This is a genomic window from Dactylosporangium sp. NPDC049140, from assembly GCF_040648435.1.
Window position 1 is genome coordinate 12,011 of the sequence record NZ_JBEZDS010000082.1, and the last position, 15,863, is coordinate 27,873.

At 70.8% G+C, this 15,863-nt stretch carries 12 protein-coding genes and 2 pseudogenes; 6 read left to right on the forward strand and 8 right to left on the reverse strand.

All coding sequences use genetic code 11. The features are described 5' to 3' along the window. Positions 1-491: 491 nt before the first annotated feature. From AB0B76_RS55735 to AB0B76_RS55760, 6 genes and pseudogenes are all read right to left on the reverse strand, one after another. The gene (locus tag AB0B76_RS55735; protein WP_360393592.1) at positions 492-1,376 is read right to left on the reverse strand and encodes a hypothetical protein; all 885 of its coding nucleotides are present in this window, start codon (positions 1,374-1,376) and stop codon (positions 492-494) included. After that, complete coding sequence (locus tag AB0B76_RS55740; RefSeq protein ID WP_360393594.1) at positions 1,373-4,171, reverse strand: cation-transporting P-type ATPase; 2,799 nt, start codon at positions 4,169-4,171, stop codon at positions 1,373-1,375. Before AB0B76_RS55740 ends, AB0B76_RS55735 begins: the two co-directional genes overlap by 4 nt. 158 nt (positions 4,172-4,329) lie before the next feature. Next, complete coding sequence (locus AB0B76_RS55745) at positions 4,330-4,473, reverse strand: hypothetical protein (protein ID WP_360393597.1); 144 nt, start codon at positions 4,471-4,473, stop codon at positions 4,330-4,332. Between the two features lie 43 nt (positions 4,474-4,516). Then, positions 4,517-4,639: pseudogene (locus tag AB0B76_RS55750) on the reverse strand (DUF6544 family protein); the annotation flags it as partial. Between the two features lie 99 nt (positions 4,640-4,738). Further along, positions 4,739-5,212 (reverse strand): universal stress protein, encoded by a 474-nt coding sequence (locus AB0B76_RS55755; RefSeq protein ID WP_360393600.1) that lies wholly within the window; start codon positions 5,210-5,212, stop codon positions 4,739-4,741. Positions 5,213-5,325: 113 nt separating this feature from the next. Continuing rightward, on the reverse strand, positions 5,326-5,841 hold the full coding sequence (locus AB0B76_RS55760; RefSeq protein ID WP_360393619.1) for a hypothetical protein: 516 nt from the start codon (positions 5,839-5,841) through the stop codon (positions 5,326-5,328). Between the two features lie 718 nt (positions 5,842-6,559). Here AB0B76_RS55760 and AB0B76_RS55765 point away from each other — a divergent pair. The 6 genes and pseudogenes from AB0B76_RS55765 to AB0B76_RS55790 form a co-directional block, all read left to right on the forward strand. Next, entirely contained in the window at positions 6,560-6,835 is a 276-nt protein-coding gene (locus AB0B76_RS55765; protein ID WP_360393602.1) for a LapA family protein, read from the forward strand. A 95-nt stretch (positions 6,836-6,930) separates the two neighbouring features. Continuing rightward, the gene (locus AB0B76_RS55770) at positions 6,931-9,291 is read left to right on the forward strand and encodes a phosphoketolase family protein (RefSeq protein ID WP_360393605.1); all 2,361 of its coding nucleotides are present in this window, start codon (positions 6,931-6,933) and stop codon (positions 9,289-9,291) included. Between the two features lie 11 nt (positions 9,292-9,302). Further along, a complete protein-coding gene (locus tag AB0B76_RS55775; RefSeq protein ID WP_360393607.1) occupies positions 9,303-10,307 on the forward strand; it encodes a nitroreductase in 1,005 nt (334 codons plus the stop codon). A gap of 11 nt (positions 10,308-10,318) precedes the next feature. Next, positions 10,319-10,486, forward strand: coding sequence for a hypothetical protein (locus AB0B76_RS55780; RefSeq protein WP_360393609.1), 168 nt, complete (start codon positions 10,319-10,321; stop codon positions 10,484-10,486). 41 nt (positions 10,487-10,527) lie between these two features. Then, on the forward strand, positions 10,528-13,182 hold the full coding sequence (locus tag AB0B76_RS55785) for a cation-transporting P-type ATPase (protein WP_360393611.1): 2,655 nt from the start codon (positions 10,528-10,530) through the stop codon (positions 13,180-13,182). Positions 13,183-13,648: 466 nt separating this feature from the next. Continuing rightward, positions 13,649-13,954 (forward strand): annotated as a pseudogene (locus tag AB0B76_RS55790) (transposase); the annotation flags it as partial. A gap of 98 nt (positions 13,955-14,052) precedes the next feature. On the opposite strand, the gene AB0B76_RS55795 reads toward AB0B76_RS55790, so the two are convergent. Both AB0B76_RS55795 and AB0B76_RS55800 read right to left on the reverse strand, forming a co-directional pair. Beyond that, positions 14,053-14,862, reverse strand: a complete 810-nt coding sequence (locus tag AB0B76_RS55795; protein WP_360393613.1) for a CBS domain-containing protein — start codon at positions 14,860-14,862, stop codon at positions 14,053-14,055. A 121-nt stretch (positions 14,863-14,983) separates the two neighbouring features. After that, complete coding sequence (locus AB0B76_RS55800; protein ID WP_360393616.1) at positions 14,984-15,304, reverse strand: hypothetical protein; 321 nt, start codon at positions 15,302-15,304, stop codon at positions 14,984-14,986. Positions 15,305-15,863 lie beyond the last annotated feature (559 nt).

The following is a 15,863-nucleotide window of genomic DNA, read 5'->3' on the forward strand; positions in this document are numbered from 1 at the left end:
CATGGCGGCACCTTCCCCGGCGAGAGGTGCTGCCGAGGGCTGGGGCAGCGGGACGCCGACCACGACATCCCGGCCGCATTCTACCCTCACCCGCGGACCGGTGAACCGCAGCCGCGACGCCGGTCACGAGCAGCGGGGTCACCGAGCCCGAACTGCCACCAGTTGGGCGGCCCTCCGCCGAGCTGCCGTTACCTTCCGGCTACCGCAGCGCCACGTCCCGGCCTGCATACCCGCGGCGTGTCCCCAGTAACGAGCGTCGACCACGATGACCATGCTGGCCGAGCCAACCGCTGCAGAACCGTGACCCCGCCGAAGCGACCGAGCAACCGAGCGCCTTCGAAACCGCGTCTCGTCAGGCACTGAACTCCCGACACAGCGAAGGGTGCGTCAGTTGGCGGTACCCCCTGAACCGACAGCGGCGAATCCGACAGGGACATGCCAAGTGAACCATTCGATCACTCCGGCGCGGACCGCAGCCCTGCGCGCAGGGTCTATTGAGCGGTCGAGCTCAGGCCTCGCAGGGTCCGCGTCAGGACGGTGGTCGTCACGGCGAATACGAGGCCCACCGGGATCACGACGGCCCAGGCCGGGTCGTGGCCGCGCAGGGCGGCGACCAGTGGCGTGACCAGGATCGGCAGGCAGGTCAGCGTCAGGAACACGAGTTGTCCGGCGGCGGTGGCGTAGCCGAACGGATGGCGGCGCAGCAGCAGTGCCCCGCTGACGGCGACGGCGGGTAGGAAGAATGCCAGGTCGAGTACGTGCACCGGGTTCGTCGGCACGTGCCAGTCGCTCGCGCTGCGCGACGGACCGCCCGCCGCCAGATCGCGGATGATCTCGCTGAGCCAGATCGCTGCGAAGAGGGTCGCGACGGCGATGAGCAGCCACGCCGTCACCGGCATCGCCCGCCCTGCGTAGCGTCCCTCGACCGCCGCGACGTCCAACGTCGCCAGACCGCCGATGAGTGCGAATGTCGACATTCCGAGAACGGCCGTCCACAGTAGGAACAGCGGGCCGAACTGTACCGAGAACGCGTAGATGGCGTAGTTGTAGACGGTGAAGGCCAGGCAGCCCAGCCACGTGAGGTAGGCGGGCAGCGACCCGCGGACGGCGGCGATGCCCAGCGTGACGAGCAGCGGCGCGACCAGGACCAGGTTCACCGCGTCCTGCGCCGCTGCCGCGTCGGCCAGGACGGTGGTTTCCGCGCCGTAGATCCGGTGCCGGGCAAGGAACCCGGCGGTGCTGCCCACCGCGGCGAGACCAGCGGCCGCCGATGCCAGCCGGCCCCACAGTCGGGCCAGCCGGATCGGCACGTCGCCGGTCCGGTGTACGGTCCACTTCGGAAGGAGCCGGGCACGCGCGGTGGGGGCGGGCGTCATGGTCGCACCTCGTCCTGGGGGTGCGGTGCGCGTCGGCGGACCCAGCGGACCAACTCGTCCACGCCCCACACGATGACGGGGAACGGGGCGATGATCGCCAGCTGTGCGGGGCTGAGCGCGGCGGTGCCGAAGACGCCCTGCAGCGGCGGGGCGTAGATGACCGCGGCGGTGAAGACCAGCTCGAACGCGATGCCCCACAGCAGGAACCGGTTGGAGAACAGCCCGATCGTGAACAGTGAGGCGCGGTCGGTACGGGCGGCGAACGCGGTGCCGATCTGGCAGGCGACGATTCCCGCGAACGTGATCGTGGTGGCCTGCAGGTAGGCGTGGTGCAGTGGCGTGCCGGCGCCGGTCGGGTCGCCGGGGTGCCAGCCGGCCCGCCACAGCGTGAACAGATAGCCGCCCATGACCAGTACCGCGGACACCCCGCCGAGCAGGAGCCAGGCGCGCAGCAGCAGGGCACGGTCGATGACGCCGGCGGCACGGGGGCGGGGCGGGCGGTCCATCAGGCCGGGCTCGGCGGGTTCACGGCCCAGCGCCAAGGCGGGCAGGGTCTCGGTGCCCAGGTCGATGGCGAGAATCTGCAGCACGGTCAGCGGCAACGGGATCGCACCGCCGGACAGGGCGAAGATCAGGAACGGGACGACCTCGGGGACGGCGTGGGCGAAGATGTACAGCACGAACTTGCGGACGTTGTCGAAGACCCGCCGCCCAGCGTCGACGGCGACGACGATGGTGGCGAAGTTGTCGTCGGTGAGGACCATGGTCGCGGCCTCGCGGGCCACGTCGGTGCCGGAGCGGCCCATGGCCACGCCGATGTCGGCGTGCCGCAGTGCGGGGGCGTCGTTGACGCCGTCGCCGGTCATCGCCACGGTCTCGCCCTGGGCGCGCAGCGCCTCGCAGATGCGCAGTTTCGCCTCCGGGGACACCCGCGCGAAGACGATCTCATCGTTGCCGGCGAGGATCGTGTCGAGGTCGGTGTCGCTGAGCCGGTCGAGTTCGTCGCCGGCGACAATCCGGCGGCCCTCGTGGCCGAGGCCGACCTGCCGGGCGATCTCCGCGGCGGTGGGCCCGTAGTCGCCGGTGATGACGTGGATGCGGATGCCGGCCCGGTGCGCGGCGACGACAGCGGCGGCGACACCCGCCCGCGGTGGGTCGACCATCGCGACCAGCCCGAGCAGGGTGAGCCCGGACTCGGCCTGCTGCCGATCGGCAGGGGCGGGCTGGTCGTGATCCAGGGTGCGGGCGGCGACGGCGAGGACCCGCAGACCACGGGCGGCGTACCGGTCCAGGGCGTGCTGGAGTTCCAGACGGATGCTCTCGTCCAGCGCCTGGGGGCGCCCCTGCCGGTCCAGGATCTGGCCGCAGCAGGGCAGGACGGTCTCCAGGGCACCCTTCGTGCGGATGACCAGCGTCCCGGCGTCCTCGTCCACGGTCGACATGCGTTTGAGGTGGGCGTCGAAGTGGAAGACGGCGCGGCGGGCCGTGTCACGACCGGACGGCGCGACGGCGACGTTGAGCTCCTCGGCGAGGCGCAGCAACGCCAGTTCGGTCGGGTCACCGGATCCGGCGGGTTGCGCCCCGGTCGGTGGCTGCGCGGTGGTGCACGCCGCCGCCGCGGCGGCAAGCGCTCCGGCCGCGGTGTCGTCGACCGCGGCGGCGCTGGTGGTGTCGTACTCGGCGCCGGGCAGCCACAGGTGGGTCACCCGCATCCGGTTCTCGGTGAGGGTGCCGGTCTTGTCGGTGCAGATCACCGTCGTCGAGCCGAGCGTCTCGACCGCGGAGAGCCGCTTGACCACCGCGCCGCGGCGGGCGAGGTCCCGCACGCCCGCGGCGAGCGCCAGGGTGATGGTCGGCAGCAGACCCTCGGGCACGTTGGCCACGATCAGGCCGATGGAGAAGCTGATCGCCGCGGCCCAGCCCAGCCCGGCCCACACCCCGACGGGCAGGAACAGCACCCCGACGACGACCGCGACGACCGCGATGATCCAGGTCGCGCGGCGCACCTGACGTTCCAGCGGGCTGCGTTCGGCGGCCCCTCGCTGGGACAGGGCGGCGATGCGACCGAGTTCGGTGTGCATGCCGGTGCGGGTGACCACGGTGCTCGCCTCACCGCCGGTGCAGGTGGTGCCGCTGAACACCAGGTCGGTGGCCTCCAGCAGCGAGATGCCCGCATCAGCCGGGCCGGCCGATCTGGTGGCCGGCAGGGACTCGCCGGTCAACGCGGACAGGTCCAGCACGAGCGAGCCGTCGATGATCCGCGCGTCGGCGCAGACCCGGTCACCTTCGGCGACGATCAGGACGTCGCCGGGCACGAGATCCCGGGCGGCGATCTCGGTCCGGATGCCGTCGCGGAGCACGCGGGTGGTCGCCGGGAGGAACGCGGCGAGGGCTTCGACCGCGCGTTCGGCCTGCATTTCCTGGACGAACGCGAACCCGGCGTTGAGCAGGATGACGGCGACGACCGCGACGGCGAGGGCCGGGGACCCGCCGAACCAGGCCAGGACCGCCGCCAGCGCGAGCAGGATCGCCAGGGGTTGGGTGAACTGGCCGAGCAGCTCCCGCGGCCAGCGCCGGCCGGTACGGCGGGACAACGTGTTCGGGCCGTAGACGACCAGCCGCCGCGCCGCCTCCCGCACCGACAGGCCGGCACGTGACGTGCGCAGGTCGCCGAACAGGTCGACGAGCGGCCGGCGTTCGTCGGCCGTTTCACCGTTGTCGGACCCACCCTCCGAGGCGGGCTGATCGACGTCGACCCGTGCTGTGGCGTCCGCGACATGAGGGGATACGACCATGCGGTGCTCCTCGCTGGCTGCTGGACCGACGCCTGCGGCTGCGGCTCAATGGTTGGACGGGGCGGGGGTTCTGCGGCACGACAACGACGGGGGCGCCGTGGGTGAAGATCTGTCGGTGGGAGGTGGCGCCGTTTGGTGGTCCTTCCAGGTCTCCACCGTCACTCGTGAGGACCGTGCCGGACAGAGGCGAACGTCCCGGACCATCGTTCGCCCGGCGCCGAGGTCGAGGCGACGGCGGGTGGTGTCGTGCCGAGACGGTGGTAGGTGATGTCGTCGACCTCGAACTCCAGGTACGTGAACATGCTCTTGTCGGGTGCGTGCCAGCAGGCGCGTCCCGCTGGCGCTGATCCTGCTGCCGTGGAAGGACCGGTAGTTGCGCAATGGGGTGGACCAGCGTCGCCGCTGGAGCGTTGCTCCGTCGGAGGATGCCTGGTACCGGTCGTCGGAGGTGAAGTCGACCAGCCGGTCCTGCTCGTCGAAGAGTTACCAACCGCGGAGATCTCGTCCTCGTGGAACCGTTTCCGCAGGTAGTTGGCGACGTCGGCCGCGTCGTCGACCGCCCGGTCGTTACGCAGGCCGTTCGGCGTGTTGCGGTACGACGAGGACTGGGCACGGAGCGTGCTGCACGCAGTGCTGGCTCACTGAGCCGAGCAGCATCCCGGCGAAGGTGCCGTGGCCACGGCTACCGACGACCAGCAGGTCGGCGCCGGTGGCCGCTTCCAGCAGGACCTGGGCGGGGTGTCCCTGCAGGACGCGGGTGCGGACCTCGACGGGTTGGTCCTGCTGGCCGGTGACGTCGGCGACCGTTTCGGTGAGGACCTTGTCGGTGATGGCGGCGATGCTGTCGCCCTCGTAGTTGATGGGTATGCCGCCGAAGGCGTAGCCGACCATGGCAGGGTGCTGCCAGGCGCTGACGGCCTCGACCGTCGCGCCGACCAGCCGGGCCTGGGTGATCGCCCAGCGCAGCGCCGTCTTGGAGTGAATCGAGCCGTCGACGCCGACGACGATGCGCCGGTCGTGCGGTTCGCGTCGATCGTTCATGGCGACCTTCTTGAGGTTTGGTGTGTCCGCCCCGTCAGGTCCTGCCGTCGAAGCGGCCGGACCTGACGGGGACGGCCTGTGTACGAATGCGCAGGTCCGTGGAACGGTGCGGGCTACCGCAGCCAGGGGGCGCGGCGCACCAGCGGCAGGGCGGCCCAGATGCGGCCCAGCCCGAGGGTGTTTCCCGCGCCGAGCAGCGCCAGGAGGATCAGGACGGCGGCGTAGACGAGGTGGTCGTCCATGAACGGGTTGCTGGCCGGGGGCAGTACGGCGGTCCACATCATGATGGTCAGCAGTGCGCCGCCGACGGCGGCGAGCCGCATCCCGATGCCGAGCAGCAGCGCGACGCCGATGGCGAGGAGCGCGCCCATGAACAGCACGTCAGCGCCGGCGGTCCCGGCGATGGCTTGGTAGAAGCCGCTGAACGGGCCTTTGGCCGAGCCCAGGAATCCGTTGGTCGGGCTGCCACCGTTGATCCAGGCCCGTGCCGACGGGGTGGCGAACCCGAGACCGAAGAGCTTGTCCAGGAACGCCCAGAGGAAGATCCAGCCGAGTGCCAGCCGGATCCCGGCCAACACGTACCGGGCGGCGGTCGCTGAGCGTGTGCTTGCATGGGCCGTCGATGCCATAGCGGACGCGCGGCGGTCGCCGGCGTCGGCGGTCGGGCTGGCACCGCGGTGGGCTGCGGGCCGGTATCCGGTGACGTCCCGACCCGGGACGAGTGGGTTGGCGGTGGTGCCGATGGCGTTGCGGGATGCGGTGCTGTGCTCGTCGGCGATGTTGACCATCGCGCTCACGTTCCTTCGCATTACTTGTGGATCGCGTCCCGCAGCGCGAGCGCTGGCGGGCGGAACTTTTGGCATCGCCCGGTACGACGGGAGGCGCATCGAGCAAAACCAGGATGCCGGGATGCCGAAATCTGCGACGGAACCGGCAACGGCTCAACGGCCACCAGGGACCGGAGCGACGCCTTCACCCTACGCCTGATTGCCGCGGAAAGCGTCGCGGCTCGATACCGGGCCGGTTCGGGTGCAGGGGCGTAGGGTCGTATTGTCGCTCGAGACCCCGGTGGCCGATCCGTGTATCACTGACGGACGCACCCACTGTCGAGGTCCGGTACAGGTCGTTCGGCATGAGCATCCACCGCTCGCCGACACGCGATGCCCACCGCACGGCAGCACCGCAGTACTGATCTGGAAGGCGGCGGTCGTGATGACCGCACCGCAGCACCCACAGGACATTCCTCAGCCGATCAATGGACACGAAAGCCGCGCCGACCTGACCGCGGCGCCGCCGCGCCGGACGAGGACCCCGCGTTCGCGGGTCGGTGGGGTGTGGGTGGCCGCCGTGCTCTTCGCGCTGGTCCTGCTCCTGTTGTTGATCTTCCTGTTGCAGAACGGTCAGCCCGCTGAGGTGTCGTTCTTCGGCGCGCACGGACAACTGCCGATGGGGGTGGCGCTGCTGCTCGCGGCCGTCTTCGGCGTCCTGCTCGTGGCGCTGCCGGGCACGGCGCGCATTGTGCAGCTGCGGCTGCTCAGCCGGCGCCGGGCCGCCGCCGGACCCCGGACTGCGCTGCCGCCCTCACCGGCCGACGAACCGGCCGACGAGCGGACCCGCCGGTAGATCCGGTGGTCCCTGATCGAATCACGAGCGGCCGACCACGCAACGTCGATTCCGCATGCCCGCACCACACTTCCGACATCGAGAAAGGATCAGCCGTGCACGTGGTTGACGCTCAACCCTTGGGTGTGGCGGAGGCGACGCGGATCGATGCCTACTGGCGGGCCGCGAACTACCTGTCCGTCGGGCAGATCTATCTCATGGGCAACCCGCTGCTGCGTGAGCCGCTCGTCCCGGAGCAGGTCAAGCCGCGTCTGCTTGGGCACTGGGGCACCACTCCGGGCCTCAACCTGCTCTACGCCCACCTGTCGCGGATCGTCGCCGCCCGCGGTCAGGACCTGATCTACGTCACCGGTCCCGGTCACGGCGGTCCCGGGCTGGTCGCGAACGCCTGGCTGGAGGGCACCTACTCCGAGACCTATCCGCGGATCTCCGCGGATGAGGTTGGGATGGGGCGGTTGTTCACCCAGTTCTCGTTCCCCGGCGGCATCCCCAGCCACGTCGCACCGGAGACCCCCGGCTCGATCCATGAGGGCGGCGAGCTCGGCTACTCCCTGTCGCACGCCTACGGTGCCGCGCTGGACAATCCGGGCCTGGTCGTCGCCTGCGTGATCGGTGACGGCGAGGCCGAGACCGGGCCCCTCGCCGCGTCGTGGCATTCGAACAAGTTCCTCGACCCGGTCGGTGACGGCGCGGTCCTGCCGATCCTGCACCTCAATGGGTACAAGATCGCCAACCCGACGGTGCTGGCCCGCATCGGTGACGACGAACTGACCTCGCTGCTGACCGGCTACGGACACAAGCCGTACCTCGTGCAGGGCGACGATCCGGCCGCGGTCCACCAGCTGCTCGCCGCGACCATGGACGTGGTGTTCGACGAGATCGCCGCGATTCAGTACGCCGCGCGGTTCGACGCCAACACCGTCCGGCCGCGGTGGCCGATGATCGTGCTGCGGACGCCGAAGGGCTGGACCGGCCCGAAGGAGGTCGACGGCCTCCCGGTGGAGGGCACGTGGCGGGCTCATCAGGTGCCGCTGTCCGCGGCCCGCGACGACGCCGGGCACCTCGCTCTGCTGGAGCGGTGGATGCGGTCGTACCGGCCGGAGGAGCTCTTCGACGCAAGCGGCGCTCCGGCCGCGTCCGTGGTGGAGTGGCTGCCCCGGGGCGACCTGCGGATGTCCGCGAACCCGCACACCAACGGCGGCCGGTCTCCGCATGAGCTGGAACTGCCCGAGTTCCGCGGCTACGGGGTCAAGGCCGGCGAGACGGCCGAAGCGACCCGGGTGCTGGGCGGCTGGCTCCGCGACGTGATGACCGCCAACGACGCGCACCGCAACTTCCGTGTCGTCGGACCGGATGAGACCGAATCGAACCGTCTCGGCGCCGTCCTGGACGTCACCGACAAGGCATGGCAGGCCGCGGTCGCGCCCGTGGACCAGCACCTGGGCCCGCACGGCCGGGTGATGGAGATCTTGTCCGAGCACACCTGCCAGGGCTGGCTGGAGGGGTATCTGCTGACCGGCCGGCACGGGCTGTTCTCCTGCTATGAGGCGTTCGTGCACATCGTCGATTCGATGGTCAACCAGCACGCCAAATGGCTGCGGACCACCCGGCACCTGGACTGGCGCAGACCGGTACCGTCGCTGAACTACCTGCTGACCTCGCACGTGTGGCGCCAAGACCACAACGGCGCGTCGCACCAGGACCCCGGCTTTATCGACCACGTCATGAACAAGAAGGCCGAGGTCGTCCGGGTGTACCTGCCGCCGGACGCCAACACCCTGCTGTCCGTCGCCGACCACTGCCTGCGCAGCCGCAACTACGTCAACGTCATCGTCGCCGGCAAGCAGCCCGCGCCGACGTGGCTTTCCATGGACGACGCCGCGCTGCACTGCGCCCGCGGCCTGGGTATCTGGGACTGGGCCGGAAACGACGCCGGCGACCCCGACGTGGTCCTCGCCGCCGCCGGTGACGTGCCCACCCTGGAGGTCCTCGCCGCGACCGACCTGCTGCGCCGGCACCTGCCCGATTTGAAGGTCCGGGTCGTCAACGTCGTCGATCTGATGCGGCTGCAGCCCGTCGCCGAGCACCCGCACGGGCTGCCCGACGCCGAGTTCGACGCCATCTTCACCACCGACCGGCCGGTCGTCTTCGCCTACCACGGCTACCCGTGGCTGATCCACCGGCTCACCTACCGCCGGGCCGGGCACCCGAACCTGCACGTACGCGGCTTCAAGGAAGAAGGCACCACCACCACGCCGTTCGACATGCTGGTGCTCAACGACATGGACCGCTTCCACCTCGTCATCGACGTCATCGACCGCACCCCCGGTCTCGCCCGCCGCGCCGCCGTCCTGCGTCAGCAGATGGTCGACAAACGCGCCGAGCACCGCGCCTACGTCCGCAGCACCGGGGAAGACCTGCCCGAGGTCCGCGACTGGACCTGGCCCAGCGTGTGAGGAGCACCGTCATGTCCAACGACGCCCTGACCCACCCGACCGATGCTCTGGCCATCGGCCACGCTCTCACCGAGGCGGCCACGACCGCCGGCTACGCGCCGTCGATCCACAACACCCAACCGTGGCGGTGGCGGCTGGCCGGCCACACCCTGGACCTGTTCACCGACCGCGGCCGCGTCCTGGCCGTGACCGACCCGGGCGCCCGGCTCGCCACGCTGAGCTGCGGCGTCGCGCTGCACCACGCCCGCATGTCGCTGGCGGCGCAGGGCTGGCGGGTCACGACCACCCGGATGCCGGAGCCTGCCGACCCGGACCACCTCGGCCGCCTGCGCATCGACGGCCGGACCGCCGCGGTCGACCAGCTGGCTGCCCTGCACCTGCGGGCCATCCCGCTGCGGCACACCGACCGTCGTCCCGTCACCGGCGAACCCGTCGAACCGCAGAAGCTGCAGGCGATCACCGCCGCCGTCATCGCCGAGGACACCTGGCTGCATACGCTGACCTCCGACCAGGTCCTCGAGTTGGCCTCCGCGGCCGATCACGCGCAGCGCACCGAAGCCGACGAATCCGCCTGGCAGGACGAACTCGCCTACTGGACCGGTGGCACCCGATCGGCCGGCACCGGCATCCCCGATGCCGCCATCCCCGGCCGGGCCACCCAGACGACCGTTCCCGGCCGCGACTTCGGCCACCACGGCGACCTGCCGATCAGCGCCGGACACGACAAGACGGCGGCGTTCGTCATGCTGTACGGCCGCAGCGACGAGCCCCGCGACTGGCTCCGCGCCGGGGAGGCCCTGTCCGCCGGGTGGCTGACCGCCACCGAACGTGGCGTGTCCGTGCTGCCGCACAGCGCCCCGATCGAGGTCGTCGGCACCCGCCAGGCCATGCGGGTCATCCTCGCCAGCGCCGGCTACCCGTACCTGGTGCTGCGGCTCAGCACGATCGACCCGGCCGCCGCCGGACCGCCCCGCGCCCCACGCCTGGCAGCCGACCAGATCATCGAACAGTCGTAGCCGACGATCCCATGCACACAAGAACCACCGAAGCCGAACACGACTACCAGGTCAACCAGCTCGCCCTGCAGTACCTCATCGCCTGGCACCGCAGCACCCACGGCGAGGACTGCCACTGCGTCCAGGACTCCGCACCCGCCGTCGAGGGCATGCTCGCCACGCTCGCCCACAAGCTGTGACCCCGCTCCTTGCACCGGACAACCGCCGACGAGGAGACGATATGACCAGCGATCTCGCACCGTTCAAAGAAGTGCACCGGGGACTGTCGTCACGGGAGGCGACCGAGCGGCTGGCTCGCGATGGCGGCAACATCCTGCCCCAGCGGCCAACCATCCCGCTGTGGCGACGGGTCCTCACCCAGCTGCGGGATCCGCTGGTTCTCGTCCTGCTCGCGGCGGCGGTGTTCACGCTCGTCATCGGCGACTTCACCGACGCGACCGTCATCCTCTTCGTCGTTGCGGTCAACGCCACCGTCGGCGTCATCCAGGAGGTCAGAGCCGAACGGGCGATCACCGCCCTGTCCGAGCTGACCGCACCCGATGCGCGGGTCGTCCGCGACGGCTCCCAGCGGGAGGTCCGGGCCGCGGACCTCGTCGTCGGTGACCTGCTCGTCCTCGCCGAAGGCGACATCGTGCCCGCCGACGCCCGAGTCGTCGACGCCGCCGCCCTTCTCCTCGACGAGGCAGCGATGACCGGCGAGTCCGCACCGGTCGACAAGCACCCGCCCAGGAACCCGGAGAGTCCGAACGCTTCGGACATTGCTGACGCCCCGGACGCTGTGGTGTCCGCCGGGACCGTCGTCGTCCGCGGCCGCGGGCGGGCGGTCGTGACCGCGACCGGCCCGGCCAGCGCGATGGGCCGCATCGCTGCCATGCTGGTCACCGAAGCCGGGCTCACCCCACTGCAACGGCGCCTCGCCGGCGTGGGACGGATCCTCGCCGGGGTCGCGCTCGTGCTGTGCACCGTCGTCCTCGCCCTGGGCCTGGTCCGGGGGCAACCCCTGGAACTCATGATCGTCACCGCGATCAGCCTCGTCGTCGCGGCAGTCCCCGAATCCCTGCCCTCCGTCGTCACGCTCAGCCTGGCCCTCGGCGCCCGGCGGATGACCGCCCGTAACGCCCTCATCCGCCGGCTCCCCGCCGTGGAGACCCTCGGATCCGTGACCGTGTTGGCAACGGACAAGACCGGCACCCTCACCGAAGGCACCATGGTCGTCCGGCAGCTCTGGACCCCGCACGGCGATGCCCTCGTCACCGGGACCGGTTACGGGCCCGACGGCGACATCCGCCGCGACGAACATCCGGTCACCGCAGCCGACGCACCCGATCTGGTCCGACTCCTGCAGGCGGCGGTCCTGTGCAACGACGCGTCGCTGCGAGCACCCGACGACGAAGCCCCCGACTGGCTGCCCATCGGCGACCCAACCGAGGTCGCGCTGATCGCAGCGGCGGCCAAACTGGGCATCGACCGGACCGCGCTGCGCAAGCAGCTGCCACGCCACGCCGAGGTCCCCTTCGACAGCGACCGCAAACGCATGACCACCGCCCACCGCCTCCCGTCCGGCGACATCCGCGTCATCTGCAAAGGGGCACCTGAAACACTGCTGCACCCGCCGCTGCTGACCGACGACCCCGACCGGCTGCACCGCGCCGCGGCACGAGCCGACGAACTGGCCCGCGCCGGCTTCCGGGTCCTCGCCGTCGCCCAGACCGACCGGACCACCCTGCCCGACGACACCGACGACCTCGAACACGGCCTGCACGTGCTCGGCCTGATCGCGATCCTCGACCCGCCCCGCGCCACCGCAGCCGCCACCATCGCCGCGTGCCAGCGAGCCGGCATCACCCCGATCCTCATCACCGGCGACCACCCCGCCACCGCCGCCGCGATCGCCACCGACCTCGGCATCATCACCGCCGGCGACCCGGTCCACGACTGCCGCACCGACGACCCAGCTCCACCCGCACAGCGCGGGGTGCGGGTCTTCGCCCGCGCCGCACCCCAGCAGAAGGTCGCCATCATCGAGGCCCTGCGCGGCACCGGCGCGGTCGTCGCGATGACCGGCGACGGCGTCAACGACGGCCCCGCCCTGCACGCCGCCGACATCGGCGTCGCCATGGGACAACGCGGCACCGAAGTCGCCCGCCAGGCCGCCGACCTCGTCCTGGCCGACGACGAACTCGCCACCGTCGTGGCCGCCGCCGAAGAAGGCCGCCGCGTCTACGCCAACATCCGCCGGTTCCTGCTCTACGCCCTCGCCGGCGGCACCGCCGAAATCCTCGTCATGCTCACCGGACCATTCCTCGGCCTTGCGCTGCCACTCCTGCCCGCCCAACTGCTGTGGATCAACCTGCTCACCCACGGCCTGCCCGGCCTCGCCCTCGGCAGCGAACCCGGCGACCCAGACGCCATGCGACGACCACCACGACCCCCGACCGAAACCGTCCTCGGCGCCGGACTGTGGCAGCGCATCGCCCGCCTCGGCACCGTCATCGCCGCCGTCACCCTCGGCATCGGCGGATGGGCCCATGCCACCGACCGGCCCTGGCAGACCCTCGTCTTCCTCACCCTCGGCGCCACCCAACTCGCCGTCGCCCTCGGCTCCCGGGCCCGGCCCGGCACCCGGGCCAACCCGATGCTCCTCGCCGCCGTCGGCAGCGCACTGCTGCTGCAACTCGCCGCCGTGTACCTGCCGCCGCTACGCGACCTGCTCGGCACCCGACCGGTCGCGGTCACTGACCTGCTCATCGTCGGGGCGGTCGCCACCCTCGGCTACGCCGCCATCCGCCTGGATCGACGCATCCATCCACACCAGACATCGGATCATCAACAAGACCATCGAGGTTCGGCTGCCACCCACACCGCGCCATCATGAGCCACGCGGCACTGTTGCATTGAGCCATCGTCAAGATCGCTTGCCGCAAGAACTTCGGCCAAGGGTCACGCTCATGTTGCCGTCACGGTAACGAAACGGCATACAACGGACAGCTTCAGGGGGTGCTGGACAGTGACCGCCGGCCTCCAAGCGGACCCCGCGACGAAGAACTTCCGGTGCACGATCAACGCGATCGCTCAATGCAACAGCGCCCGGCCTGCTCCCCGCGCACGCGGGGATGGTCCCGGCAGCGGCGGCGGGCCGACCACGGACTGCGTCTGCTCCCCGCGCACGCGGGGATGGTCCCGGGCCCGCGAACCACTGACCAACGGACTTCAGCTGCTCCCCGCGCACGCGGGGAGTCGTGGATGCGATCCATACCGCGCTGGTCGGGCAGCGCATGGCGCCGGCGGAGCACCTCCTGGACAGCGGCTACGTCACACCCGAAACGGTGCACCAGGCGTTGATGGCGCACGGGATAACGATTGTCGGGCCAGTCCGCGAGGACCCGCGTGCCGGTGAACGGCCCGGCTTCGCCAAGGAAGACTTCCACGTCGACTGGCGAGCCGAGAACGTCAGATGTCCACAGGGGACGGTCAGTCCGCAGTGGAGACCGACATTCGCGGACGGCAAGCCGCGACTGTCGGTGCTGTTCCGGCGGGCGGACTGCCACGCCTGCACGGTCCGGCAGCAGTGCGCGGGAAACGTTGATGGCAAAGGTCGGCACCTGCTTCTGCTGCCCGAGCCGCTGCACGAAATCCAAAACCGGTCTCGAGCGCAACAGGTGCCGGGGTCGATGTGCGGGACGTGTCGTTCGGGGTTCGGGTGTTGCGTCGTCGGGGTTGGGGCCCGAGGTCGAGGTGTGTGGGATCATGGCAGCGCCGCCGTTCTGGTCGTCTGCTGGTCATGGTGGCTGGGCGGTCGGATCTCGGCGGCGCGAGCGACGGGCCGGGCGGGTTGGCGCCCGATCAACCGTCCGTGGACTGGGCCGGGGTCGGTCGGTTGTGCCGTCGCGGTTTCCGCAGCGGTGTCGTCGATGTCGAACGTGAGCCGGTCAACGACTCCGGTGACGCCGGCGACCGCCTCGCTCAGTCGCGCGGCGGCGAGCGCTGTCGTCTTGCGTGCGGTGTGTCCGGTGAGCGTGACAACACCGTCGTCGACGGTGACACGCACCGTCCCCGGTTCGATCGCCAGCGTGCGGCGCAGCACCCGTTGCGTCACCTCGTCGCGGATCACCGCATCCAACCGCGCGTGGACCTTCAGCAGATCCAATCGGGTCACGATGCCCCGCAGCCTGCCGTTGCCGTCGACGACGAGCAGCCGACCGACGGTGCGGCGGTACATCATGCGGCCGGCGGCCGGCAGCGACGCGTCCGGCGTGATCGTGACCGGTGGCGCGCTCATCACCTGTCGAGCGGCGCCGTCCGGTGACCGTAGCAGCGGGGATGTCCACCGCCGCCACCAACTCGCGCGGCCGCTGTCGCCAGGCTCACCAATGCCGATCTTGTCCCGTAGGTCGGTCCAGGAGACCACGCCGACGACAGCACCGAACCGGTCGACGATCGGCACGGCGCTGATCTGGTGGCCGGTGAGCATAGTGGCGACCTCGGCAACCGACGCGTCGTCGGGTGCCGTAATCACCTGCGTCGTCATCACATCGCGTACTCGCCACTGCAGCATGGCGCTCCTCTCTGGTCATTGGCCGAACTCCCGTCACCGGGGATGCGACGCGGCCGGGTGCATTCCGGTTCGTCGTCGTTGCCGGTGCAGCGTTGGCCCAAGCCGGCAACATGGGTGCTGCTCACTGGCACCGCACCGAGGCACCAGCCGGGATCGCCTGTCGGTCAGGAACGAACGTGGGCTGTTCGGCTGGCGGGGGAACGGCGCCGGCACTGCCGAACCCGGTCGGGCCACTTCGGTCGGCCGCTGGCGTGTGACGTTCCGAGGGACGGTGGTAGAGCAGTTCGGCCCGGGCGTAGCGGCGCAGGAGGTAGTTGCCGACCAACGCGACACCGATGAGGACCATCGTCAGGGCGTCGATCACACCGCGGCGGATAACAGCGTTGCGGGCAGTGCCAGGACTGCTGTGGCCGCCGCGGTCAGCGCCAACTTCGACTTCCACAGACGCACCATGTTCTCCTTCGCGTCAGCATCCGGCACGGATGCCTCGACCTGCAGTGCCCGACGTTGTAGCTAGCGTTCGGGTCGTCCCCTGCTCGCCTTAATGGTGACCTTTCCCATCGTCGCCGGGACAGGGCCGCGGGGCACAGAGAGGGCCGGCGAAAACTGCCGAGGCTCGGCAAACGAGGCCCAACGGGTGCCTCTGGCTGTCGGGAGCCTTCGAACCTGCGACGGCGGAGACGTCGACCCGGCGGGGTTGCGGTTTGGTCGCTGGGCACTGGACTGGGCGCGGTGGCGGCGTTGGCAGTCCAGGCGGCGCCGCAGCGGGCGCAGGCCGGCGCCGGCTTGCAGAACGGTGGCTGATCGCCGTTGTCGTGGTCGTCGGGCCGCCGAACACGGCTCCGCGGTGCGGTGGGCAGTCGTGCCTGTCCGCGGCGCGACGGTCGCGACAGGACCTGACTGTGATGCCCTGGTGGAGCGGGCTGAGCCGTTCGGGTTGGACCTCGCCCGGGTGCATCAGGTGGCGCTGGCCGCGCCGAGCCGGCGCCTGCCGGACGCCG

Excerpts from the sequence above, each read along its gene's own strand:
- AB0B76_RS55735 (WP_360393592.1), bottom strand. The coding sequence starts at position 1,376 with ATGACGCCCGCCCCCACCGCGCGTGCCCGGCTCCTTCCGAAGTGGACC.
- AB0B76_RS55740 (WP_360393594.1), bottom strand. The coding sequence starts at position 4,171 with ATGGTCGTATCCCCTCATGTCGCGGACGCCACAGCACGGGTCGACGTC.
- AB0B76_RS55745 (WP_360393597.1), bottom strand. The coding sequence starts at position 4,473 with ATGTTCACGTACCTGGAGTTCGAGGTCGACGACATCACCTACCACCGT.
- AB0B76_RS55755 (WP_360393600.1), bottom strand. The coding sequence starts at position 5,212 with ATGAACGATCGACGCGAACCGCACGACCGGCGCATCGTCGTCGGCGTC.
- AB0B76_RS55760 (WP_360393619.1), bottom strand. The coding sequence starts at position 5,841 with ATGGCATCGACGGCCCATGCAAGCACACGCTCAGCGACCGCCGCCCGG.
- AB0B76_RS55775 (WP_360393607.1), top strand. The coding sequence starts at position 9,303 with ATGTCCAACGACGCCCTGACCCACCCGACCGATGCTCTGGCCATCGGC.
- AB0B76_RS55780 (WP_360393609.1), top strand. The coding sequence starts at position 10,319 with ATGCACACAAGAACCACCGAAGCCGAACACGACTACCAGGTCAACCAG.
- AB0B76_RS55785 (WP_360393611.1), top strand. The coding sequence starts at position 10,528 with ATGACCAGCGATCTCGCACCGTTCAAAGAAGTGCACCGGGGACTGTCG.
- AB0B76_RS55795 (WP_360393613.1), bottom strand. The coding sequence starts at position 14,862 with ATGCTGCAGTGGCGAGTACGCGATGTGATGACGACGCAGGTGATTACG.